This is a genomic window from Pseudorhodobacter wandonensis (assembly GCF_001202035.1).
Lineage (GTDB): Bacteria > Pseudomonadota > Alphaproteobacteria > Rhodobacterales > Rhodobacteraceae > Pseudorhodobacter > Pseudorhodobacter wandonensis.
Genome location: NZ_LGHT01000044.1, coordinates 496,970 through 515,127 on the forward strand (window position 1 = coordinate 496,970; position 18,158 = coordinate 515,127).

Annotated in this window: 16 protein-coding genes and 1 pseudogene; 8 read left to right on the forward strand and 9 right to left on the reverse strand. The window is 59.3% G+C overall.

Annotated features, from left to right (window positions below; all coding sequences use genetic code 11):
* Positions 1–137 precede the first annotated feature (137 nt).
* A complete protein-coding gene (locus AKU79_RS17325) occupies positions 138–1,406 on the reverse strand; it encodes an RsmB/NOP family class I SAM-dependent RNA methyltransferase (protein WP_050524799.1) in 1,269 nt (422 codons plus the stop codon).
* Between the two features lie 95 nt (positions 1,407–1,501).
* Between AKU79_RS17325 and AKU79_RS17330 the strand changes: the two genes are divergently transcribed.
* Positions 1,502–1,684, forward strand: a complete 183-nt coding sequence (locus AKU79_RS17330) for a DUF1674 domain-containing protein (RefSeq protein ID WP_050524886.1) — start codon at positions 1,502–1,504, stop codon at positions 1,682–1,684.
* Between the two features lie 32 nt (positions 1,685–1,716).
* On the opposite strand, the gene AKU79_RS17335 is transcribed toward AKU79_RS17330, so the two are convergent.
* The 4 genes from AKU79_RS17335 to AKU79_RS17350 form a co-directional block, all read right to left on the reverse strand.
* Positions 1,717–2,364, reverse strand: coding sequence for a ChrR family anti-sigma-E factor (locus AKU79_RS17335; protein ID WP_050524887.1), 648 nt, complete (start codon positions 2,362–2,364; stop codon positions 1,717–1,719).
* Positions 2,365–2,374: 10 nt separating this feature from the next.
* The gene (locus tag AKU79_RS17340; protein ID WP_050524888.1) at positions 2,375–2,911 is read right to left on the reverse strand and encodes a sigma-70 family RNA polymerase sigma factor; all 537 of its coding nucleotides are present in this window, start codon (positions 2,909–2,911) and stop codon (positions 2,375–2,377) included.
* Between the two features lie 196 nt (positions 2,912–3,107).
* The gene (locus tag AKU79_RS17345) at positions 3,108–4,157 is read right to left on the reverse strand and encodes a saccharopine dehydrogenase (RefSeq protein WP_050524800.1); all 1,050 of its coding nucleotides are present in this window, start codon (positions 4,155–4,157) and stop codon (positions 3,108–3,110) included.
* A 12-nt stretch (positions 4,158–4,169) separates the two neighbouring features.
* Entirely contained in the window at positions 4,170–4,415 is a 246-nt protein-coding gene (locus AKU79_RS17350) for a WGR domain-containing protein (protein WP_050524801.1), read from the reverse strand.
* Positions 4,416–4,492: 77 nt separating this feature from the next.
* Here AKU79_RS17350 and AKU79_RS17355 point away from each other — a divergent pair, with 77 nt between their 5' ends.
* The 3 genes from AKU79_RS17355 (at position 4,493) to AKU79_RS17365 (ending at position 8,947) form a co-directional block, all read left to right on the forward strand.
* On the forward strand, positions 4,493–5,461 hold the full coding sequence (locus AKU79_RS17355; protein WP_082224087.1) for a hypothetical protein: 969 nt from the start codon (positions 4,493–4,495) through the stop codon (positions 5,459–5,461).
* Positions 5,462–5,531: 70 nt separating this feature from the next.
* A complete protein-coding gene (locus AKU79_RS17360) occupies positions 5,532–8,132 on the forward strand; it encodes a hypothetical protein (RefSeq protein ID WP_231580218.1) in 2,601 nt (866 codons plus the stop codon).
* A complete protein-coding gene (locus AKU79_RS17365) occupies positions 8,126–8,947 on the forward strand; it encodes a glycosyltransferase family 2 protein (protein WP_050524890.1) in 822 nt (273 codons plus the stop codon). Before AKU79_RS17360 ends, AKU79_RS17365 begins: the two co-directional genes overlap by 7 nt.
* Here AKU79_RS17365 and AKU79_RS17370 read toward each other — a convergent pair.
* Complete coding sequence (locus tag AKU79_RS17370) at positions 8,944–10,167, reverse strand: glycosyltransferase family 4 protein (protein WP_050524803.1); 1,224 nt, start codon at positions 10,165–10,167, stop codon at positions 8,944–8,946. The two genes, AKU79_RS17365 and AKU79_RS17370, sit on opposite strands and share 4 nt — an antisense overlap.
* Positions 10,168–10,442: 275 nt before the next feature.
* On the opposite strand from AKU79_RS17370, the gene AKU79_RS17375 reads away from it, so the two are divergent.
* The gene (locus AKU79_RS17375) at positions 10,443–10,655 is read left to right on the forward strand and encodes a hypothetical protein (RefSeq protein WP_050524804.1); all 213 of its coding nucleotides are present in this window, start codon (positions 10,443–10,445) and stop codon (positions 10,653–10,655) included.
* A gap of 466 nt (positions 10,656–11,121) precedes the next feature.
* Positions 11,122–11,838, forward strand: a complete 717-nt coding sequence (locus tag AKU79_RS17380; protein WP_050524805.1) for a sugar transferase — start codon at positions 11,122–11,124, stop codon at positions 11,836–11,838.
* 233 nt (positions 11,839–12,071) lie between these two features.
* On the opposite strand, the gene AKU79_RS17385 is transcribed toward AKU79_RS17380, so the two are convergent.
* Entirely contained in the window at positions 12,072–13,316 is a 1,245-nt protein-coding gene (locus AKU79_RS17385; RefSeq protein WP_050524806.1) for a Wzz/FepE/Etk N-terminal domain-containing protein, read from the reverse strand.
* A gap of 12 nt (positions 13,317–13,328) precedes the next feature.
* The gene (locus AKU79_RS17390; RefSeq protein WP_050524807.1) at positions 13,329–14,273 is read right to left on the reverse strand and encodes a CpsD/CapB family tyrosine-protein kinase; all 945 of its coding nucleotides are present in this window, start codon (positions 14,271–14,273) and stop codon (positions 13,329–13,331) included.
* 275 nt (positions 14,274–14,548) lie between these two features.
* On the opposite strand from AKU79_RS17390, the gene AKU79_RS17395 reads away from it, so the two are divergent.
* Positions 14,549–15,532 (forward strand): glycosyltransferase family 2 protein, encoded by a 984-nt coding sequence (locus AKU79_RS17395; RefSeq protein ID WP_050524808.1) that lies wholly within the window; start codon positions 14,549–14,551, stop codon positions 15,530–15,532.
* A gap of 85 nt (positions 15,533–15,617) precedes the next feature.
* Here the strand turns inward: AKU79_RS17395 and AKU79_RS19075 are convergent.
* Positions 15,618–16,226, reverse strand: a pseudogene (locus tag AKU79_RS19075) (WecB/TagA/CpsF family glycosyltransferase); the annotation flags it as partial.
* Positions 16,227–16,630: 404 nt separating this feature from the next.
* Here AKU79_RS19075 and AKU79_RS17405 point away from each other — a divergent pair.
* A complete protein-coding gene (locus AKU79_RS17405) occupies positions 16,631–18,043 on the forward strand; it encodes a hypothetical protein (protein ID WP_050524810.1) in 1,413 nt (470 codons plus the stop codon).
* The last annotated feature ends 115 nt before the right edge of the window (positions 18,044–18,158 follow it).

Genomic DNA, 18,158 nt, shown 5'->3' on the forward strand with positions numbered 1-18,158 from the left:
CGCCGCGAACCCATTTTTACCGGGGTTAGCCAAGGTGCCTCATCATAGCTGCCACTCAATTCTGCGCCCGTTCGGGGGTCTGCTTATGGGCGACCATAGCGGCGCAGGCCCGCGCTGTCACCGTCAATTGAACGTCGTTACGCAGGAAGCCGCAGCCGTGCCATGAAAAACCCGTCCATCCCGCCGGATTCGGCCCAGTAATCGGGGCGCAGGCGCAGCCCGCCTTCGGCTGTGATCCATTCGGGGGCAATGCCTTGCAGGGCAGGCGCCTCAACCTTCAGCGTGGGGTGGCGGGCAAGAGTGGCGGCCAGCTGGTCCTCGCCTTCCTGCGGCAGCAGCGAGCAGGTGCAAAACACCAAGCGCCCGCCGTGTTTCAGAAAGGTCAGCGCCTTGTCGATCAGTTGCGCTTGCAGGGCGACCAATGCCGGAATGTCGCTGTCATCCTTGATAAACGGCAAGTCGGGGTGGCGGCGCAGGGTGCCCGTGGCCGAGCATGGCGCATCCAGCAGCACCGCATCAAACAGCGCGGGCGGCTGCCAATGCAGCGCATCGGTGGCGATAATTTCTGCCGTCAGCCCCGTGCGGGCAAGGTTTTCGCGCAAACGGTTCAGGCGGGGCGAAGAAATATCCAGCGCGGTTACAGTTGCCCCCGCTGCGGCCAGTTGCAGCGTTTTGCCGCCCGGTGCGGCGCAAAGGTCCAGCACTGTCTCGCCCGCCTTTGCCTCCAGCAAGCGCGCGGCAAGGCTGGCGGCGGCATCCTGCACCCACCAGTCGCCAGTCGCAAAACCGGGCAGGTTTGACACTTGGGTCGCCTGTGCCAGCCGCGTGCTGCCGATGGGCAGGGCTGTGGCACCATCAATCGCGGGCATCTGCCCTTTGGCAGTCAGATCAAGCGGCGGGGTCTGGCCTTGCACCGCCTCAATCGCAGTGACCACATCCCGCCCCCAGCGATGCACCAGCGGTTGGCGCAGCCATTGCGGCATGCGCTGCGGCGGCAGCTTGGCAAAGGGTTCGGGCGTATCGGCCACTTTGCGCATCACAGCGTTGGCGAGTCCCTTCATATGCCCGGTGCGATTGCCACGGCTGACCAGATCAACCACCGCGTTCACCACGCCATGCGCGGCCCCGCCTTCAACCGCCAGTTCCACAACGCCCAAACGCAACGCGTTCATCACCAGATCTGGCGGCGCTTTGCGCAAGTAAGGTTTCAGCACGCGGTCGGCCTGTTCGATGTGGCGCAACGTGGTCAAGGCCAGCCGTTGAGCGCGGGCCTTTTCCGATGGCGGCAGGCCGGCAAGCGGGCCATCTGCTGCGTCAATCACTTGGCTGAACTGCTGGCCCTCATCCAGAACCGCCCCCAAAAGGGCCACTGCTGCGCCGCGCGCGGCTGCTCCATCGACTGCCATTGTGCTGTTCCTGTTGTTTGCCTGTTCATTGCGGCCTATATCAAACCCGATGTTCAGACAAGGAAGGCTGTGTGATGCCCGATGAAACCCGCGATATGAACGACCTGCCGCCTGCAAATCTTCCTCCTGCCGCCCAACGTGCGCTGGCCGAGGCTGAAGAGCGCCGCAAAGCCGCTGATGCCGCCCCACCCCTGCCCACCGAATTGGGTGGCCGCAACGGCCCCGAGGCCGTTCGCTATGGCGATTGGGAGAAAAAGGGCATCGCGGTCGATTTCTGACCCCTTGACCGACACCCGCTAAATGCGAAAGCCTAAATTCTAAAGAACGGCTGCAAAAGGCGTGGGACCAGCGCGTTGAACCGCAACGGCGCATCGGTCGCGGCAAGACAAATGCAAGCCTCGCCCGCCTCGGCAATCGGTTGGTGGTTTATGTCTTCATCGGAGATTTCCAGATCACCGGGGCCAAAGCGGTCAATTTCGTCATGGAACGCGCCTTGCAAAACCAGGGTCAGTTCGGTGCCGCGATGGCTATGATCTGGCACCGCTTTTCCCGCCGGAATATACAGCAAACGCGCACTTGCGGTATTGTCTGTTGGCAGTATCGCCTGACGTACCCCTGCGCCAAGGCTGCGCCATTTCACGGCTGACAAATCTCCGCCGATGTAATCTGCCAAAGGGGCCGGAAGGCTGCTTTGCACATGGGGCAAGGCCTGCGAAGGCGTGCCCTTAACAGGCATATCAAGCTTGGCCAATGTCGCGGCAAGGCTGCCCGTGTCCATCGCCACCACGTCACAACGGTCCATCACTGCACCGCCCACAGCATCAAACGCCCCCAGACGCGCCTTGCATTCGTCGCACATCGACAGGTGAACGGCCATGACCAGACTAAACGCCTCGGGCAATTGGCCAGCAGAATAGGCCATGAGCAATTGGTCAGAGATATGATGACGGATCGGCATTTGCATTCTTTCAGCTTAACTTATGGCGCAGGCGGTCAAGCGCCAGACGTATACGAGACTTAATTGTGCCCAGCGGCAGGCCGGTTTCGGCTGCGATCTCGCTATGTGACAACTCGCCAAAATAGGCGCGGGAAATCAGGTCGCGCTGGGCCTTTGGTAAATCGGCAAGCGCCTCGGCCAGACGCGCGGTTTCCTGGCTTAATTCCAGCACATCGTGCTGGTCAGGTTCGGGTTCTGGCCCCCAAGGCAAATCTTCGGGCTCGGGCCTGCGCGATTTGCGCAAGGCGTCGATGCGGCGGTTGCGGGCAATGGTAAACACCCATGTTGCCGCCGAGGCGCGAGTGGGATCAAACAGATGCGCCTTATGCCATAGCGTGGCCATCACATCCTGTGCGCATTCTTCGGCCAGCCCGGCATTGGCGCCGGACTTCATCAAGAAGCCTTTGATGCGCGGGGCGAAATGCCGAAACAGCGCCGCAAAGGCCTCTTTGTCTTGGTTGGCACTGACACGCAGGATCATCGCGCCCCAGTCGTCTTGTTCAGTCATCGTTTGATCTGGCACAGCTTTATTCGACACAAGCTGCCCTTTCCGGCGCAACACATTCTTAGGCTCTCGCCCATCATAGGGCGGCGGTGCAGGCTGTGCAGCTATTTTTTCAGGCGTTGTGAAATCAAACATAACCCTAATACGCGGGCAGGCCGGTATTGGATCGCTCGCCACGCATATTTTTTTGGCAAAGGCCCTAGATTTTCGCGATATGCGTATCAAACAGGGTTTTCGCGCGGCCCCAAACGCCTGCCGCCAGATCATCCAGCTCCAGCAAGGACGGCAACAACAGGCCAGCAAAATCCTCGCTGCTTTCGACGGGCAAAAGTGAGGGCAGGTTGTCAATCGCCGTCACATCCAGCACAGGGTTTTCGGCCACACGCAGGGCAGGGGCGGCCCAATCGGTCGCGCGGTCATAGACCTTGATCGGTGAAAAGTCGGATGTCGGATCACATGCAATATCGCCGATGACCGACAGCGCGCGCGGGTCTGTCAGCGCGGTTTTTGGCGCAAACACCGGCGCACCGGGGCGGGCCAGAATGCAGTTCAAAAAGATCTCATGCGCCAACACTTCGGGAAAGGGGCCGCCCTGCGCGGTTTCGGCCATGTCCCATTTGGTGACAGCCACACCCAAAGCCTCGCACAGATCGGCGGCACCTGTGCCAACACGGCCCAAAGCCCCGATCACCAGCGCACGGGGGCGGGGGTATGCGGCAAGTTCGGCGTGCAGATCGGCCAGCAATGCCTGCTTGCCCGTGTATTTCGCCACGGGGCCGGCGATGCCGCCCCTTTGCTGCGCGGCCCAGCATTTCAGCGCCACGGCCGCGCCGGCATAGCCCGCCCAATAGCCAAAAGCCGCGACACGGCGGCCGGACTCATCAACCAGATATTCGATATCATACAGGGTGCCACCGCCCGCCTTGAACCGGCGCAGCAGGGTTTGGCCATCGGGCTGGCCCTTGTAGGCATGGCCAAACAGGATGTGGCGATGCGGCAGGGGCGTGCCATCCTCGGGCAGCTCTTTTAGGCCAAAGATGATCGCATCGCGGGGCGCATCGGGCCAGCTGTTCTCAGCCGCAATCGCACAGCCTGTGGCACGGTAGCCGTCAATCGGAATAGCCCGAACCGAGCTTTCCTCAACCGTGACCTGAAAGCCCGCCGCCAGCATCGCGGCCACGCCTTGGGGGGTAATGCCTACGCGCTCTTCATTCGGGCGCTGTTCGGCGCGAACCCAGATATGTGTCATGTCTTGCTGTCCCTAATCGTTGATCAAGCGGTCATATCCGCGGCGCATCGCACGTTTTTGCCAGGTTTCGGCGGCAAGGCAGGCATCGCGCAGATTGGAAAACCACGTCACGTGGCGGTTGCCCGTGCCAGCGCCGGGCCTGCCCCGCAGCCCCCATTCGCGCAGCACCGAGTATTCCCCAAACAGGTTATAGGCCACATCGACACGGTAGTAGCGCGTACAGCCTTTGCGGTTGCGCAAAAGATGGAAACCGATCATTTTTGGCCCCCCAGGCTTGGTTTCTGCACCAAGAGATACCAGATTTAGACCAAAGCAACAGGGAAATTTGCCAGACGATGGGGAAAGTTATACGGCACAGCCGGGTGCGGCGGGCGGTTTTGGCAGGGGCGGCCTGTACGCTTGCGGGGTTTGGCCTGTCGCGCTGGTTAGGGCCGAAACGGTTGTCGGCCGATGCCTTTGCCGCGCGTTACGCCGTGCCGCTGACGGCGCCGCGCAAGGGGCTGTCGGTTTATCATCTGGGCCACAGCCTTGTCGGGCGCGATATGCCGGTGATGCTTGATCAACTGGCGCAGGCGGCGGGCTTTGCGGCCCATCATCACGCCAGCCAGTTGGGCTGGGGGACCAGCCTTGACCAACACCGCAGCGGCGACATTTCGGGCTTTGAACAGGAAAACGCCCATGCAAAGCACCTACCTGCCAAAAGCCTTGGGCAGGCCGGATATGATGCTGTCATCTTTACCGAAATGGTCGAGATCCGCGATGCAATCCGCTACCACGACAGCGGCGCCGCACTTGCCCATTGGGCGCGGCTGGCGCGGCGGGGCAACCCGGATGCGCGGCTGTATCTATATGAAACATGGCACCGGCTGGATGATCCCGAGGGCTGGCTTGCCCGCATTGACAGTGATCTTGCGCAGGCGTGGCAAGATGCGCTGATGCGCGTCGCGATGGCTGATCCGGCGGTCGGTACGATTTACCTTATCCCAGGCGGGCAGGTTTTGGCCGCTGCCGTGCGCGCGATAGAGGCAGGCACAGTGCCGGGGCTGACCCGCCGCGAGGATCTGTTTGCCAAGGCTGCAGATGGCACGGTTGACCCGATACATCTGAACGATCTTGGGGCCTATATCATCGCCTTGACCCATTTTGCGGTACTGTACCACCGCAGCCCCCAAGGCTTGCCGCATGACTTGTCACTGGCAAACGGGCAATTGGCCGCGGCACTGCCACAAGCGGCAGTTTTGCCGCTGCAACGGCTGGTCTGGCAGGTTGTCTCGGGTTATGCTTTGACAGGTGTTTCAGTCTAACCCCCGATGTTGATTTGGTTTTGCGGCGGTTGGTTCGCGCATGATATAGGAAAGGGTGCCGATGTCTGTGATGGCCCTGTTAATGGATATCCTGTTTGTCGGGCACAGCCTGGTCGGCCCCTCGTTGCCACCAATGATCGAGGCAGGTCTGGCCAAGCAGGGCCAGCCCGCAGCCGTTTCGGCGCAAGTGATAAACGGCGCGCCGCTGCGTTTTAGCTGGGAAAACAGCCGCGAGGGAGAGCGCGCGGATGCACGCAGCGTCTTGCCCCGAGGCGCAACAGACATCCTGATATTGACCGAGGCGACCCCGATTGCCGCGCAGGTGGAATGGAACGACACAGCCGAATATGTCGCGAAATTTGCAGGTTTGGCGTGGCAAACGCGGCCCGATACGCAGGTCTATATCTATGAGACATGGCCCAGCCTGAACAGCGGCTCGGCGCAAAAGACCGAAGGTGACGCCGGGGCAGCCATGCCGTGGCGTGACCGGCTGACGGCTGATCTGCCGTTGTGGGAAGGTGCGACCGCCGCCGCCAATGCCACCCGCCCCGATGGCGCGCCTTTGGTGCGGCTGATCCCTGCGGGGCAAGCAATGGGGCGGCTGGCCGATGCGATTGCGGCAGGTGAGATGCCCGAAATTACCAGCATTGATGCCTTGTTTGATGATGACATCCATCCGGATGACCGCGCGCTCTATTTCCTTGCTATGGTGCATATTGCGGTGATTACGGGGCAAGACCCAAGGGGCCTGCCCGCCAAACTGACGCGCCATTGGATCAGCCGCAGCGCAGCCATCAGCGACGCGCAGGCCGCAGCGTTTCAACGTATCGCTTGGGCCGCTGTCAATGAATATCGCGCCGATGACCTGCCACGAATAGAGGCCTTGGCACTTGCTGCCGCGCCGAACCAGCCCGCCGCATTGGCAGCGCCCACAGTGGTCGCACCGATTGTTCCCGCGCCCGCAATTGCGGCAGAGCCCGCAACGGAACCCGCTCCCGCACCCACCGTGTTTGCCCAACAGGCCGACAGCACAGCCAATCCGGCGGGCGCGATCACCAATCCGCGCCTGTCTTTGGGGCTGGCCAGTGTTGTCGATTGGTCCGTCCAACAGCCCTTTCTCGATGTGATGAAAACCGCACGCCCGTGGATAGGGCAGGTTTCGGATGCGTGGGGCGGGGTGGAATATGATGCGTTGCGGGCAGGTGGCTATCTGGATGCCAACGGCTGGCCCAAAGCATTCCCGCCCGATGTGGTCGGCATCTCTACGCTGGTGCTGACCGATCTGCCGACGGATGCGGGCAAGGTCGCCGGCAGCTACGTGCTGCGCTACAGCGGCAAGGGGCAGATAAAACTGGCAGGGCGGGCAGAAAACATCGCCGCCACGCCCGGCGCAATCAGTTTTGACTACACGCCGGGGCCGGGAAGCGTTGTCGTGACGGTTTCGGCCTTGGATGCCGCCGACCCAATCCGCGATATATCGGTGGTTCGTGCAGATCATCTGGCCGCCTTTGATGGCGGGGCGCTGTTCAACCCCGATTGGCTGGCCCGCATCCGCGGCGTCAAAGGCCTGCGGTTCATGGATTGGATGGCAACCAACAACTCTACTTTGGCCGAAGTGCAGGACCGCCCAAAGCCAGGCGACTTTAGTTGGGCCGTCAACGGTGTTCCGGTCGAGGTGATGGTTGCGCTGGCCAATGAATTGCGCAGCGATGCTTGGTTCACGCTACCGCATTTGGCCAGTGACGCGCTGGTGCGCTATTACGCGACTGTGGTGCACGATGGCTTGGCACCGGGGTTGCATGCGCAGGTCGAATACTCGAACGAGGTTTGGAATTGGCAGTTCACGCAGGCGGCATGGGCCGATGCGCAATGCCGCGCCCGCTGGAAAGCCAATGATTGCTGGGTGCAATATTACGGCATGCGCGCCGCCGAGGTGGCTGACATCTGGGCCGACGTGTTTGGCGACAGCGCCAAAACCCGCCTGACCCGCGTTATCTCTACGCAAACCGGCTGGATAGGGTTGGAGGACCAAATCCTCGACGCGCCTTTGTCGGTGGCCGAAGGGCATAAGAAACCAGTCGACAGCTTTGATGCCTATGCCGTGACCGGCTATTTCTCGGCCGGATTGGGCAGCGATGACAGGGCGGGGCTGTTGCACGGCTGGCTGGATGATAGCCGCGCATTTGCGGCCGCCAACGCCGATAAACAAGGGCTGACAGGCCAGCCAAAGGCCGACTTTGTCACAGCCAATCGGTTTGATCTGGCAACCAACCTTGCCGCAAGCGAGTTGGAAAACGGTTCCATCACGGGACAGGTTGACGGCAGCCTGTCGAATCTTGTCACCGAGGTTCTGCCGCATCACGCCGCCGTGGCAAAGCAACGCGGGCTAACGCTGATGATGTATGAGGGCGGCACACATGTTGTCGCCAATGGCAGGTTGTTGGACGATGCCGAGATCACCGCGTTTTTCCAGCATCTGAACTATTCGCGGCAGATGGGCACGCTTTATGACCACTTGTTGGCGGGGTGGGCCAAGCTGACGCCGGCGCCGTTCAATGCCTTTGTCGATGTCTATGCGCCAAGCAAATGGGGCAGCTGGGGCGGCTTGCGGCATCTGGGCGATGACAACCCGCGCTGGCAAGTGCTCGTCCGCGGGTGCACAACTTGCTAACCGTCATTATCCCTGCCAGCAACGAGGCAGCCTATATCGGCCCCTGCCTGACCGCATTGTTTGCGTCAAACGGCGTGCCATCGGCCGAGGTGATCGTGGTCGCCAACGGTTGCCACGATGATACCGCCGCCCGCGCCCAAGGGTTTGCCGAAACGGCCGCAGCAAAGGGCTGGGATTTACAGGTCATCAACCTGCCAACGGGCGGCAAGATCGGGGCACTGAACGCAGGCGATGCGGCGGCACGGGGTGATATTCGGGTCTATCTTGACGCTGATGTGGTGGTCAGCCCCGATCTGATGGTGCAGCTGGAACAGGCGCTTTTGGTTGCCGCGCCGCGCTATGGTTCGGGCAGGGCGGTTATTCCGCGTGCCAAATCGGCGGTCACCCGTGCCTATGCGCGGTTTTGGCAAACTTTGCCTTTCGCGCAATCGGTGGCCCCGGGCTATGGGCTGTTTGCGGTGAATGCAGCAGGCCGCAATCGCTGGGGCGCCTTTCCTGACATTATTTCAGACGATACCTTTGTGCGGCTGCAATTCATGCCGGATGAAAGGGTGGGCGTGCCCGCGTCCTATTACTGGCCGATGATCGAAGGGTTTGGCGCATTGGCACGCGTGCGGCGCAGGCAAGATGCAGGTGTGGCGCAGCTTGCCGAGCGTTTTCCCGGTATTCTGGCAAAAGAGGGCAAGGCGCGGCTTGGCCTGTCGGGGCTGTTGCGCCGTGCTTTGGCCGATCCGCTGGGCTTTGCCACCTATGCGGCGGTTTCGGTGGCAGTAAAGGCGCGGCGCCGCAATTCGGATTGGACGCGTGGGCGCTAGGCCTGCTGGCCTGCGATCAGCGCCGAAAGTTTTTTGGCCTCGACATCTATATCATGGCGTTCAAACACCCGTTCACGCGCGGCTTGGCCCATCGCGGCAAGCTTGTCTTGTGGCGTGTGCGCAAGCTCTGCAATCGCCTCGGCCAGCGCATTTGGGTCGCCTGCGGGCACAATCCAGCCGGTTTTACCCGCGACCACCAATTCCGGCACCCCTGCAATCGCAGTGGCAATCACCGGTCGCCCCGATGCCATCGCCTCCATCACCACCATCGGCAGCCCCTCGGCAAAGGATGGCAAGATCAGCGCTTGGGCATTTGCCAGTGCCGCCTGCACGCCTGCCTCGTCTTGCCATCCGGCCATCACCACGTTTTGCGACAGGCCCTTGGCGGCAATCAGCGCCTCAATTTCAGGGCGCATCGGGCCGTCACCGACCAATGTCAGCCGCAAGTCGGGGTGCTTGGGCCGCGCCAGTGCCAAGGCCTCGATCAGCAGGGAAAAGCCCTTTTGTTCGGCCAAGCGCCCGATTGCCACCAAATGCGGGCCATTGCCGGGCAGCGGGCTGGTAACAGCAAATTTCTCGGGCTCTATCCCGCAATGCACGACATGCAGCTTGTCCCAATCCGATAGCGCGGCCCAACGGCACAGCTGGCTGCGGCCAAAACTGCTGATCGCCACAACAAACGCCGCGTGATGGACCTTTTCACCCAGCATCAAGGCCAATGGCGCGTCAAATTCCTCGGGTCCGTGCACAGTGAAGCTATAGCGCGGGCCGCCGAGCAAATACGCCAGCATCGCAACCGCAGCCGAGTTTGTGCCGAAATGGGCATGCAGATGCTGAATGCCCAAGGATTTGCAGCGCTGGGCGACATAGGCCGCCTCGATCAGGTAAATCATCTGGCGCAGCCGACCACCGGTGCCCGGCGTTTGCCCTGCCCCACGTTTTCCTGCGCGAATCGCTGCCGCAAATGCCTTGACAAATCGTGATGGATTCGCTGTGGCCCAGCGTAAGGCCGCCAAGAAAACGGGTGCCAAACCTTTTTGCAACACATGCTCGGTGCGGTCATCTTCGGCCAAATCGGCAGGATCGACCAGGTTTTCCCGCTCGGATCGCATCGCAAAGCGGTGGATATGATGCCCCAATCTCTCTAGCGCCTGCACTTCGCGGCGGATGAACGTGTGCGAGGCGCGTGGATATGTGTTTATAAGATAAGCGATTTTCACAATTTCGCCTCGATTTGATATTATTCACGTGTAAAGCGCAGCCGCGCCGTTGCAAACCCCGAACCGCGCGTAAGTGCCTATAGGCGGTATTTCGTAGGGATTAAGCGAGAAATGGCCGAAAATTAACACACTATTTCAAGCTGCCGTGTAGTAGCTTTATTATTGCCCGAGTCTTGACATATTCTGAATACACAGTAACCAGAAGGCAGGGGAAGTCATGCTGCCGACATGCAACACGAACAAAAGCCAAAGCTATCTGGCGGGAAAGGTTTGAAATGGTTATCGGCGTGCTACTTTCGGGTATCTTCTTTGGACTGATTGCTTCAATGGCGTCCTTGTTGATGGGTGCCCCAGTGTGGTTGGCAGTTATTGCCTATCCCATGTTTGGTGCTTTTGGCGCTGTCGGCTTTATCGCAATGTCTTTTCTGCGTACCGATGGGGCAGAACACAGCGGTTCCCGCGGCTTTGCGGTTGATTACTACAAATAAGCGCAGCCTGACTTTGCCGTAATTGGAATTAGACTTTCCCGTAATTGGAAACACTCGGCCAGGTGATGATACCATCCCCGGCCTGATCGACTCCCCTAAAAATTGCTCTATCAACGCCAGTATTGGTGCCCGAGCCGCGAATCACTACAACGTCTAGTCTGATTTTTCCAAACCTGAGTTTCCCGCCCAGGTTGTATTCGCCAGATTATTGACAAAAAGACGCGCTGAATTTGTTGAAATGTGACCTAAACATGGCGCAACTACGACAATATTACTCGCCAAAGCCCCTCAAATTAGGCTAAAGTGTGACTGGGGGCGTAACTGCCGAGTATGTTTTATGGTCTGCTTTATTCAATTGCTTTGTGGCCTGACTGTGTTTTTATCTCTGGCTTCTTTCAGCCAGCACCGTCGGGCTGTGGTTAATGTGCTGCCAAATGACCTCCGGTTGAAGTTGGGGGCGTAAAAAATGACAATCAGTTTTTCTGACATAACTGCCAGTGTTACTGGCGGGGTAGAGCATCTTGGCCGTGTGGCGGAAGTTTCGCCTAAGGCATTTCAAGCAAATCCTCCGCGCCGTGGTGTGTACCGCAATGTGTTCAAACGTGCGTTGGATATTGCTGCGGTCGTTCTTGCTGCTCCTGTTGTTGCGCCGATTGTTTTGGGATTGGCTTGGGGTGTGCGCCGCGATGGTGGCGGTGCGTTTTACAGCCAAATGCGCGTAGGCATGGATGGGCGTCATTTCCGCATGTGGAAGCTGCGCAGCATGGTGACTGATGCAGATGACCGGATGGCCGAGTATCTGAGTTCCAATCCGAAAGCACGGATTGAATGGGAAACAACCCAAAAGCTGAAGAATGATCCGCGCATTACGCGTTTCGGCCGGTTTTTGCGCCGCTCATCGCTGGATGAGTTGCCCCAGTTGTGGAACGTTCTGATCGGAGACATGAGCCTTGTCGGCCCGCGCCCGATTATGTTGAGCCAGCAAGCGCTGTATCCTGGCTCGGCCTATTACCGGTTGCGTCCGGGCATCACCGGCTATTGGCAGACCGGTGGTCGCAATGGCACGACATTTGAATCGCGCGCGGTTTACGACGAAGCTTATGATGCCGAGCTATCTCTGGCGACAGACGTAAAGATCTTGTCCCGAACCCTCGGCGTGGTGATGAACTGCACCGGTTACTAATGCGGTTTGCAGCCGGTCAATTACCGGTCGGGTGCAAACCGGCATATGGCTCGGCGTTGATTTGTCAAGCTGCCCAAAATTACGATACTGCGTTCAAAAAGCCTGTGCCAAGCCAATGGCGCGGGCCTTTTCACAAATAGACTGTTGCGGCAAATGCTGCGGTCGCGATGCCCCAAAGGCAAACACCGCGACAGCGGCTGATTTTCTGGCACAGAACTGAATTGCCGGACGGATTACCCACCAGACCATTTGCGCCCGCCGGTACGAGCCTGCTTGATTTCCGGAATTGCCACGATGGGCCGCAGACCCAGCTCGCGCTCCAGCTGGGTGCGGGTGCGCAAAATCGGGCGGAGATGATCCAGCAAAAAGGCGACAAACACGCCAAACATCAAACTGGCTATCGCCCCCGCCATCGCCAGCTTGCGCCGCCCGCCGGTGATTGGGTAATCCGGTTCGGCGGCACGCTCTAGCAGGGTAAAGGTTTCAGATTGCTGGCGGTCCTGCAGCTTGGCGTCGGTTTCGGCACTTACACTTTTGCGCGTAACCTCGGCATATTGGCTTTGCAGTTGGGACAGGTTGCGCTGATAGCTGTCGATCGTGCGGTCAAAGTCTTGGGCCTTGGACAAAATCGCCAATATCTCGGTCCGTCGCGCCTGCAAGGCCTCGGCCTGTGCGGATTGGGTCTCAATCTGGGCGATCAGACTGTCAAGCTGGCGGCGGTCTGTCGCGCGCAGAACTTGCTTGCGTTCGATTATCGCGCGGTCATTGCGTGCCGCGACTAGCGCTTGCTCCAAACTGCGCAACTCGGTTTCAATGCCCGTCATCTCGGTCCGCAAGGCATCGCGTTGGGCGGGCAGGGCATCAAGGTTTTGGGACTGATAGACCGCTAACTCTTTGGTAACAGACGAAATCTGTTGTTGCAGGCGAGCAGCCTCCTCGCGGAAAAAGCTGAGCGCCTGGCGAAGTTGCTCGGCCTGGCTGTCCGCGCCGGCATCCAAAATCCCTTGGGCAAAATCATTCGCAACGCGGGCGGCCTGGGCACGGGTGGCGGCTTGCGCGCTGATCAACAAGGCCGAAACCTCGGCCGATTGGCCATAGGCTGCCGTTGCAGCGCTTGCGACCGGTTCAAACCGCAGGGCAAGGCGCAGCAAATGCACCTTTTCGTCGTCGGATAGCGGCAAGCCGACATAGAGGTCATGGCGTTTGATTACCGCAAGCATGTTATCGCGTGTTGTCAGCTGTTGCTGGATGGTCTGCAACCGCTGCGCCGAGCCTTCATGCGGGGCAGTTGTCGTTTCATCCGTGGTAGCCACATTCGGGCTTTGCACCTGAATCACCGACGTGCTTTCAAACACATCCGGTTTTGAAATGACGTAAAACAAGGTTGCAACAATGCCCAAAACCGTCACCAACCCGATAATCAGCCGACGGCGCAGCAGCAGCCCGATAAGTTCGTCGATGCTTTGAATCTGGCCCATACCTATACCCTGTTACATGTTGCCATAGCGATAGCGGCGCAGGCTGCGGTCTTGTGCACGGTTCAAAACCACGCCCATCAAAGGGCATTGATCGGTAAACAGCCGTTCGCAGGCACGTACCTCTTCGGCAGTGGTCTTGGTGCCATCAACCACCAGCAAAACCGCGTCCACCTGCGGCAGCAGCGCCAGCACGTCATCGTTCACCAAGGTTGGCGGCGCGTCAAAGACCACCATCTCGGGGTCCAGTTGTGCAATCATTTCGGAAAGTGACGCGCGGGTCGAAGGTTCGTGCAGCATTTCAGAGGCATCGGCAAGTGGGGCATCATTCAAGCCCAGCGCCAAAGTGCGGCCGACCCGTTTGAAATGGCTTTCCAGCGGTTGGTCACCGTTCAGAAAATCACGGATAGTGCCGACATCGGTCAGGCCCAACGCCTTGGCCAAACCGGGCTGGCGCAGTTCCATATCCAGCAGCACGGTTTTGCTTGACGGGCGGCGCGCCAGGCTCAGGGCCAGGTTTGCGGCGATATAGGTCTTGCCGCAGCCATGGGTGGGCGAGGTAATAGCGATCCGCTTCCATCCCCGCTCTTGCATCGCGTGCAGCAAGCGCGTGCGCAGAATGTCAAAATAGCCCGTCGATTTCGATTGTTGCGGATTCGTAAACAGACCTTTTCCAATCAGCACTGCCTCATCCAGCGCCACCGAACTAAGTGATTCCCACACCCGCTCGGGGTTGGGCCGCGACAGGTTCAGCGCGGCGCCGGGCAGGGCCGTCACGTTTTCAGCGACGATGGCAGGGGCGGCAGCAGGCGTGTTTATGGCGCGAAATACCGAAACCCCTGTCGAGGGCGGTCGCTTTGCATCTTCGGCCATTTTGCGGAAGTTATCGTCATCCATCGGCGCCCGCCCCAAATCCGTCTGCCATTTGGCAGATGACGTCAAGATATCGTGGTTGGCCATACGAAATCGGGCTCCTGCTGCCCGGTGCGACGGTGGCCGACACAGGCGGTTACACAAAAAGGCACCCGCTTTGAAGCAGGCGTAAACTTAGGCCAGTTCAGCAGCGACACCCAAAAGATGCACAGCATTCAGATTCGCCCAAGCCCCCGCCCGGAAGCACAACTTTAGCAGATACCCGTTTAAAATAAAAGACTTCAGGGCATATTGCGGCGGTCTTGGAAGGGCCGGCAAAATGGGTCTATAACCGCATAAAGCGATTAGGATGAAAGCAATCAATGCCGCAGGATCAGCCCTTCCAGCACAGCCCGCCGACCGCACGGCCCAAAGGGGTCGAGGCGGTTGTGATCGGCCGGAATGAAGGCGCGCGTTTGCAGGCCTGCATCGCGTCGTTGATCCCGCAGGTCGATCGGGTGATCTATGTTGATAGCGGCTCAACGGATGGCAGCATCGCTGTGGCCCGCGCTTTGGGGGCCGAGGTTGTGGCGCTTGATCTGGCCCAGCCCTTTACAGCCGCACGGGCGCGCAATGCGGGCTTGGCCCTTGTGCGTGCCGATTATGTGCAATTTGTCGATGGCGATTGCGTGGTTGCTGCCGATTGGGTGGCGACGGCTTTGGCCTTTGCGGCAAGCCACAATCAGGCTGTGGTCATCTGCGGTCGCCGCCGCGAGCGTTTTCCCGACGCCTCTGTCTATAACCGCCTGATTGATGCCGAGTGGAATACCCCCGTTGGGCGTGCCTTGGCCTGCGGCGGCGATGCCTTGATGCAGGTTTCCCCCTTACGGGCTGTCGGCGGCTTTGATGCCAGCCTGATCGCGGGCGAAGAGCCTGATCTCTGCTTGCGGCTGGCCCGCAACGGGGCCGAGATCTGGCGCATTGATGCCGAGATGACCCTGCATGACGCGGCAATTTCGCGGCTGTCGCAATGGTGGCAGCGCAGTCGGCGCGCGGGCCATGCCTTTGCCGAAGGCGCCGCCCGTTACGGCCGCGCGGACGAGCGCCATTGGGTGGTTGAAACCCGCCGCGCCCTGCTTTGGGGGGCGGTTTTGCCTGTGTCGGCTGTGCTATTTGGGCTGTTGCATCCAGCTGGCCTTGCCTTGCTATTGGCATGGCCTTTGCAGGTATTGCGCCTTACACCACGTCTTGGGTTTGCCGCGGCTGGCTTTTCTGTTCTTGGAAAGCTGCCTGAGGCACAGGGTGTCTTGGGCTATTGGTGGGGACGGTTGCGGCGCAATCGCGCGTCTCTGATAGAGTATAAGTAGCCGCATCCGGACCGGCTTTGCGCAACTGCCACGCCCGCCAGCCTTGTCCGGGCAAAATTGCAGCGCAGCTCAGATAGCGCGGCACCATCCGCTTGGGGCTTTGCATCGCCCGCCACAGCCATTCCAGTGCCAGACGCCGCGCCCACATCGGCGCCCGAATTTGCTGCCCCGACAGAAAATCAACGCCCGCACCCACCGAAGCAAAGCCGACTTGTGGTGCAAGTTCGCGGCCAAGTGCTGCAAATTCTTCTTGCTTGGGCGCGCCTAGTGCCACCAAACACAGGCAAGGCCCGTCCTCGGCCATCCGCCGCAACGCGCTTTTGGCGGCCTCTCCCTTTGGGTCAAAGCCCAGCTCTGGCGCGATTGTATGTGCAATCACCACCTCGGGCACTGCTTGGCGCAATGCACGGGCAGCCCCCTCTAGCGCGGCCAAAGAGCTGCCAAACAGCACAACGGGCCGACGCTCTTGCGTGGCTACCCGCACCAAAGGTAAAATCAAATCAGAACCTGTGGTCAAACTCACAGGGCGGCGCGCCAACCGTGACAGCCAGACAATCGGGTTGCCATCGGCTACCACAATATCATGCAAAGCATATGCCGCGCGAAAGCCCGCATGGGCACCCAGCTTTACAAGGTGGTCAAGGTTGATGGTCGCCAGCGCAAATCCGTTTCCGGCACGCAATCTCTGTGCCACTTCGGTCAAAACCGAACCTGCATCGGGGTGGGTGATAGCTATATCGGCACCGCCAAAAACAAACTTCAAAATCGCAATCCTCAACCCGATGGTGCGTTCCTAGCACGCAAGCATCCACGTTGCGAAACTTTAGTGCCTATTCTGAGGCGCGCAAGTGGCAACAATTTGTTTCGAAAACAGGGATTTGGCGTCAAACTTGACTAAAAACGGATAAAACATATAAGTATAAATGGGTTACCTTGATTTTGCCCCCTAAAATCGGGCGCCGAGGCGTGTCAGATAGCAACACTCTTTTTCGCCTTGGCACGTGCTGGATAGTGTAGAATACCACCGCGTGCTAACGTAAAAATTGTAACCCACGGCAGGCTTTATGCTTTTGCATCTATAGATTGAACGCACCGGCGATGCCCAACGCACTTGCCTATATCATGCTGATTGTCTGGCCCGTTATCGCAGCGGTGCTTTTCAATCGTTTGCCCCGTGAAAAAGCACTGATCTGGTCCATTCTGGCGGCTTACATGCTGTTGCCGCCGCTGGCGAATATCAACCTGCCCGCCGTGCCGGATATGGATAAATTCACCATTGCCAACCTTAGCGCCTTGGTGCTGACAATTTGGGTGCTGCATGAAAAAGTCAGCTTTTTCCCGCGCAGCCCGATTGGCCGGATTCTGATCGTTCTGTATATTGCCAGCCCGTTTGCGACCGCTTTGACAAACCCGGACATTATTCCGATTGTCGCAAAGGATGTCCCTGCATTGCGGATGTACGACTCTGTCGCGACGATCAGTTATCAGTTCATCGCCCTGATCCCGTTCTTTCTGGCGCGGCAGTTGTTGCGAACAGAACTGGCGATGAAGCTGTTGGTCGGCGCCTTGGTGACGGCCGGTCTGATCTATTCCTTGCCGATGTTGCTAGAGGCGCGGCTTTCACCGCAGCTGAACGTCTGGGTCTATGGCTTTTTCCAGCACAACTTTTTGCAGGCGATGCGTGGTGACGGCTTTCGCCCGCTGGTGTTCATGCCCCACGGGTTGTGGGTCGCGTTCTTTGCGCTGATGGCAGCAATGTCGGCGCTGATCATGTTGCGCAACGGAACCGGCCAGAACAAGCCGCGCGACATAGCGGTTTTTATCTACCTGATGTTTTTGCTTTATATCTGCAAAAGCGTAGGGCCGATGGTGTATGCCTTGGCGCTCAGCCCGATTATCCTGTTCGTCGGTCGGCGCTGGCAACTGATATTGGCGGCAATGATGGGCGTGATCGTCATCACCTATCCGCTGCTGCGTGGTGCCCAGCTTATCCCGCTTGATACCATCCTTGACTATGCGATGTCGATCAATCCCGAACGCCACCAATCGCTGAATTTCCGCATCGTGAACGAAGAGGATCTTTTGGCCCGCGCGATGGAAAAGCCGTGGTTCGGTTGGGGCGGATATGGCCGCAACCTTATCCTTGATCCCATTACCGGCGGCATCTTAACCATCCCTGACGGCCAGTGGATCATCGTTTTGGGAACCTATGGCTGGCTGGGCTATATCTGCGAATTTGGCCTGCTGATCTTGCCGCTGCTCTATCTTGGCCGCGAGGCGCTTGCCCAGCGGTCACAAATGCTGTCGCCCTTTGCCTGCGGGATTGCGCTGATCTATGCGGCCAATCTTGCCGATCTGTTGCCCAACGCCACGCTGATCCCGTTCACATGGCTGATGGCGGGGGCCTTGATGGGCTATGCCGAAACCTTGGCAATCCAACGCAAGCTTGGCCCGGTTGCGCAGCACATTGCCAGCCCTGTCCCATCGCCAAGACCGCGTACCATTATATGAGCAAACCCGCATTTGATTCGCCCCGTGCCCGCCCGACAAGCACCAAGCATTGTTTCCAAAACCGACCCAATCTCTGTGGCCTGTTCTTGTCCATGAACCAGTTCAAGACAGTATC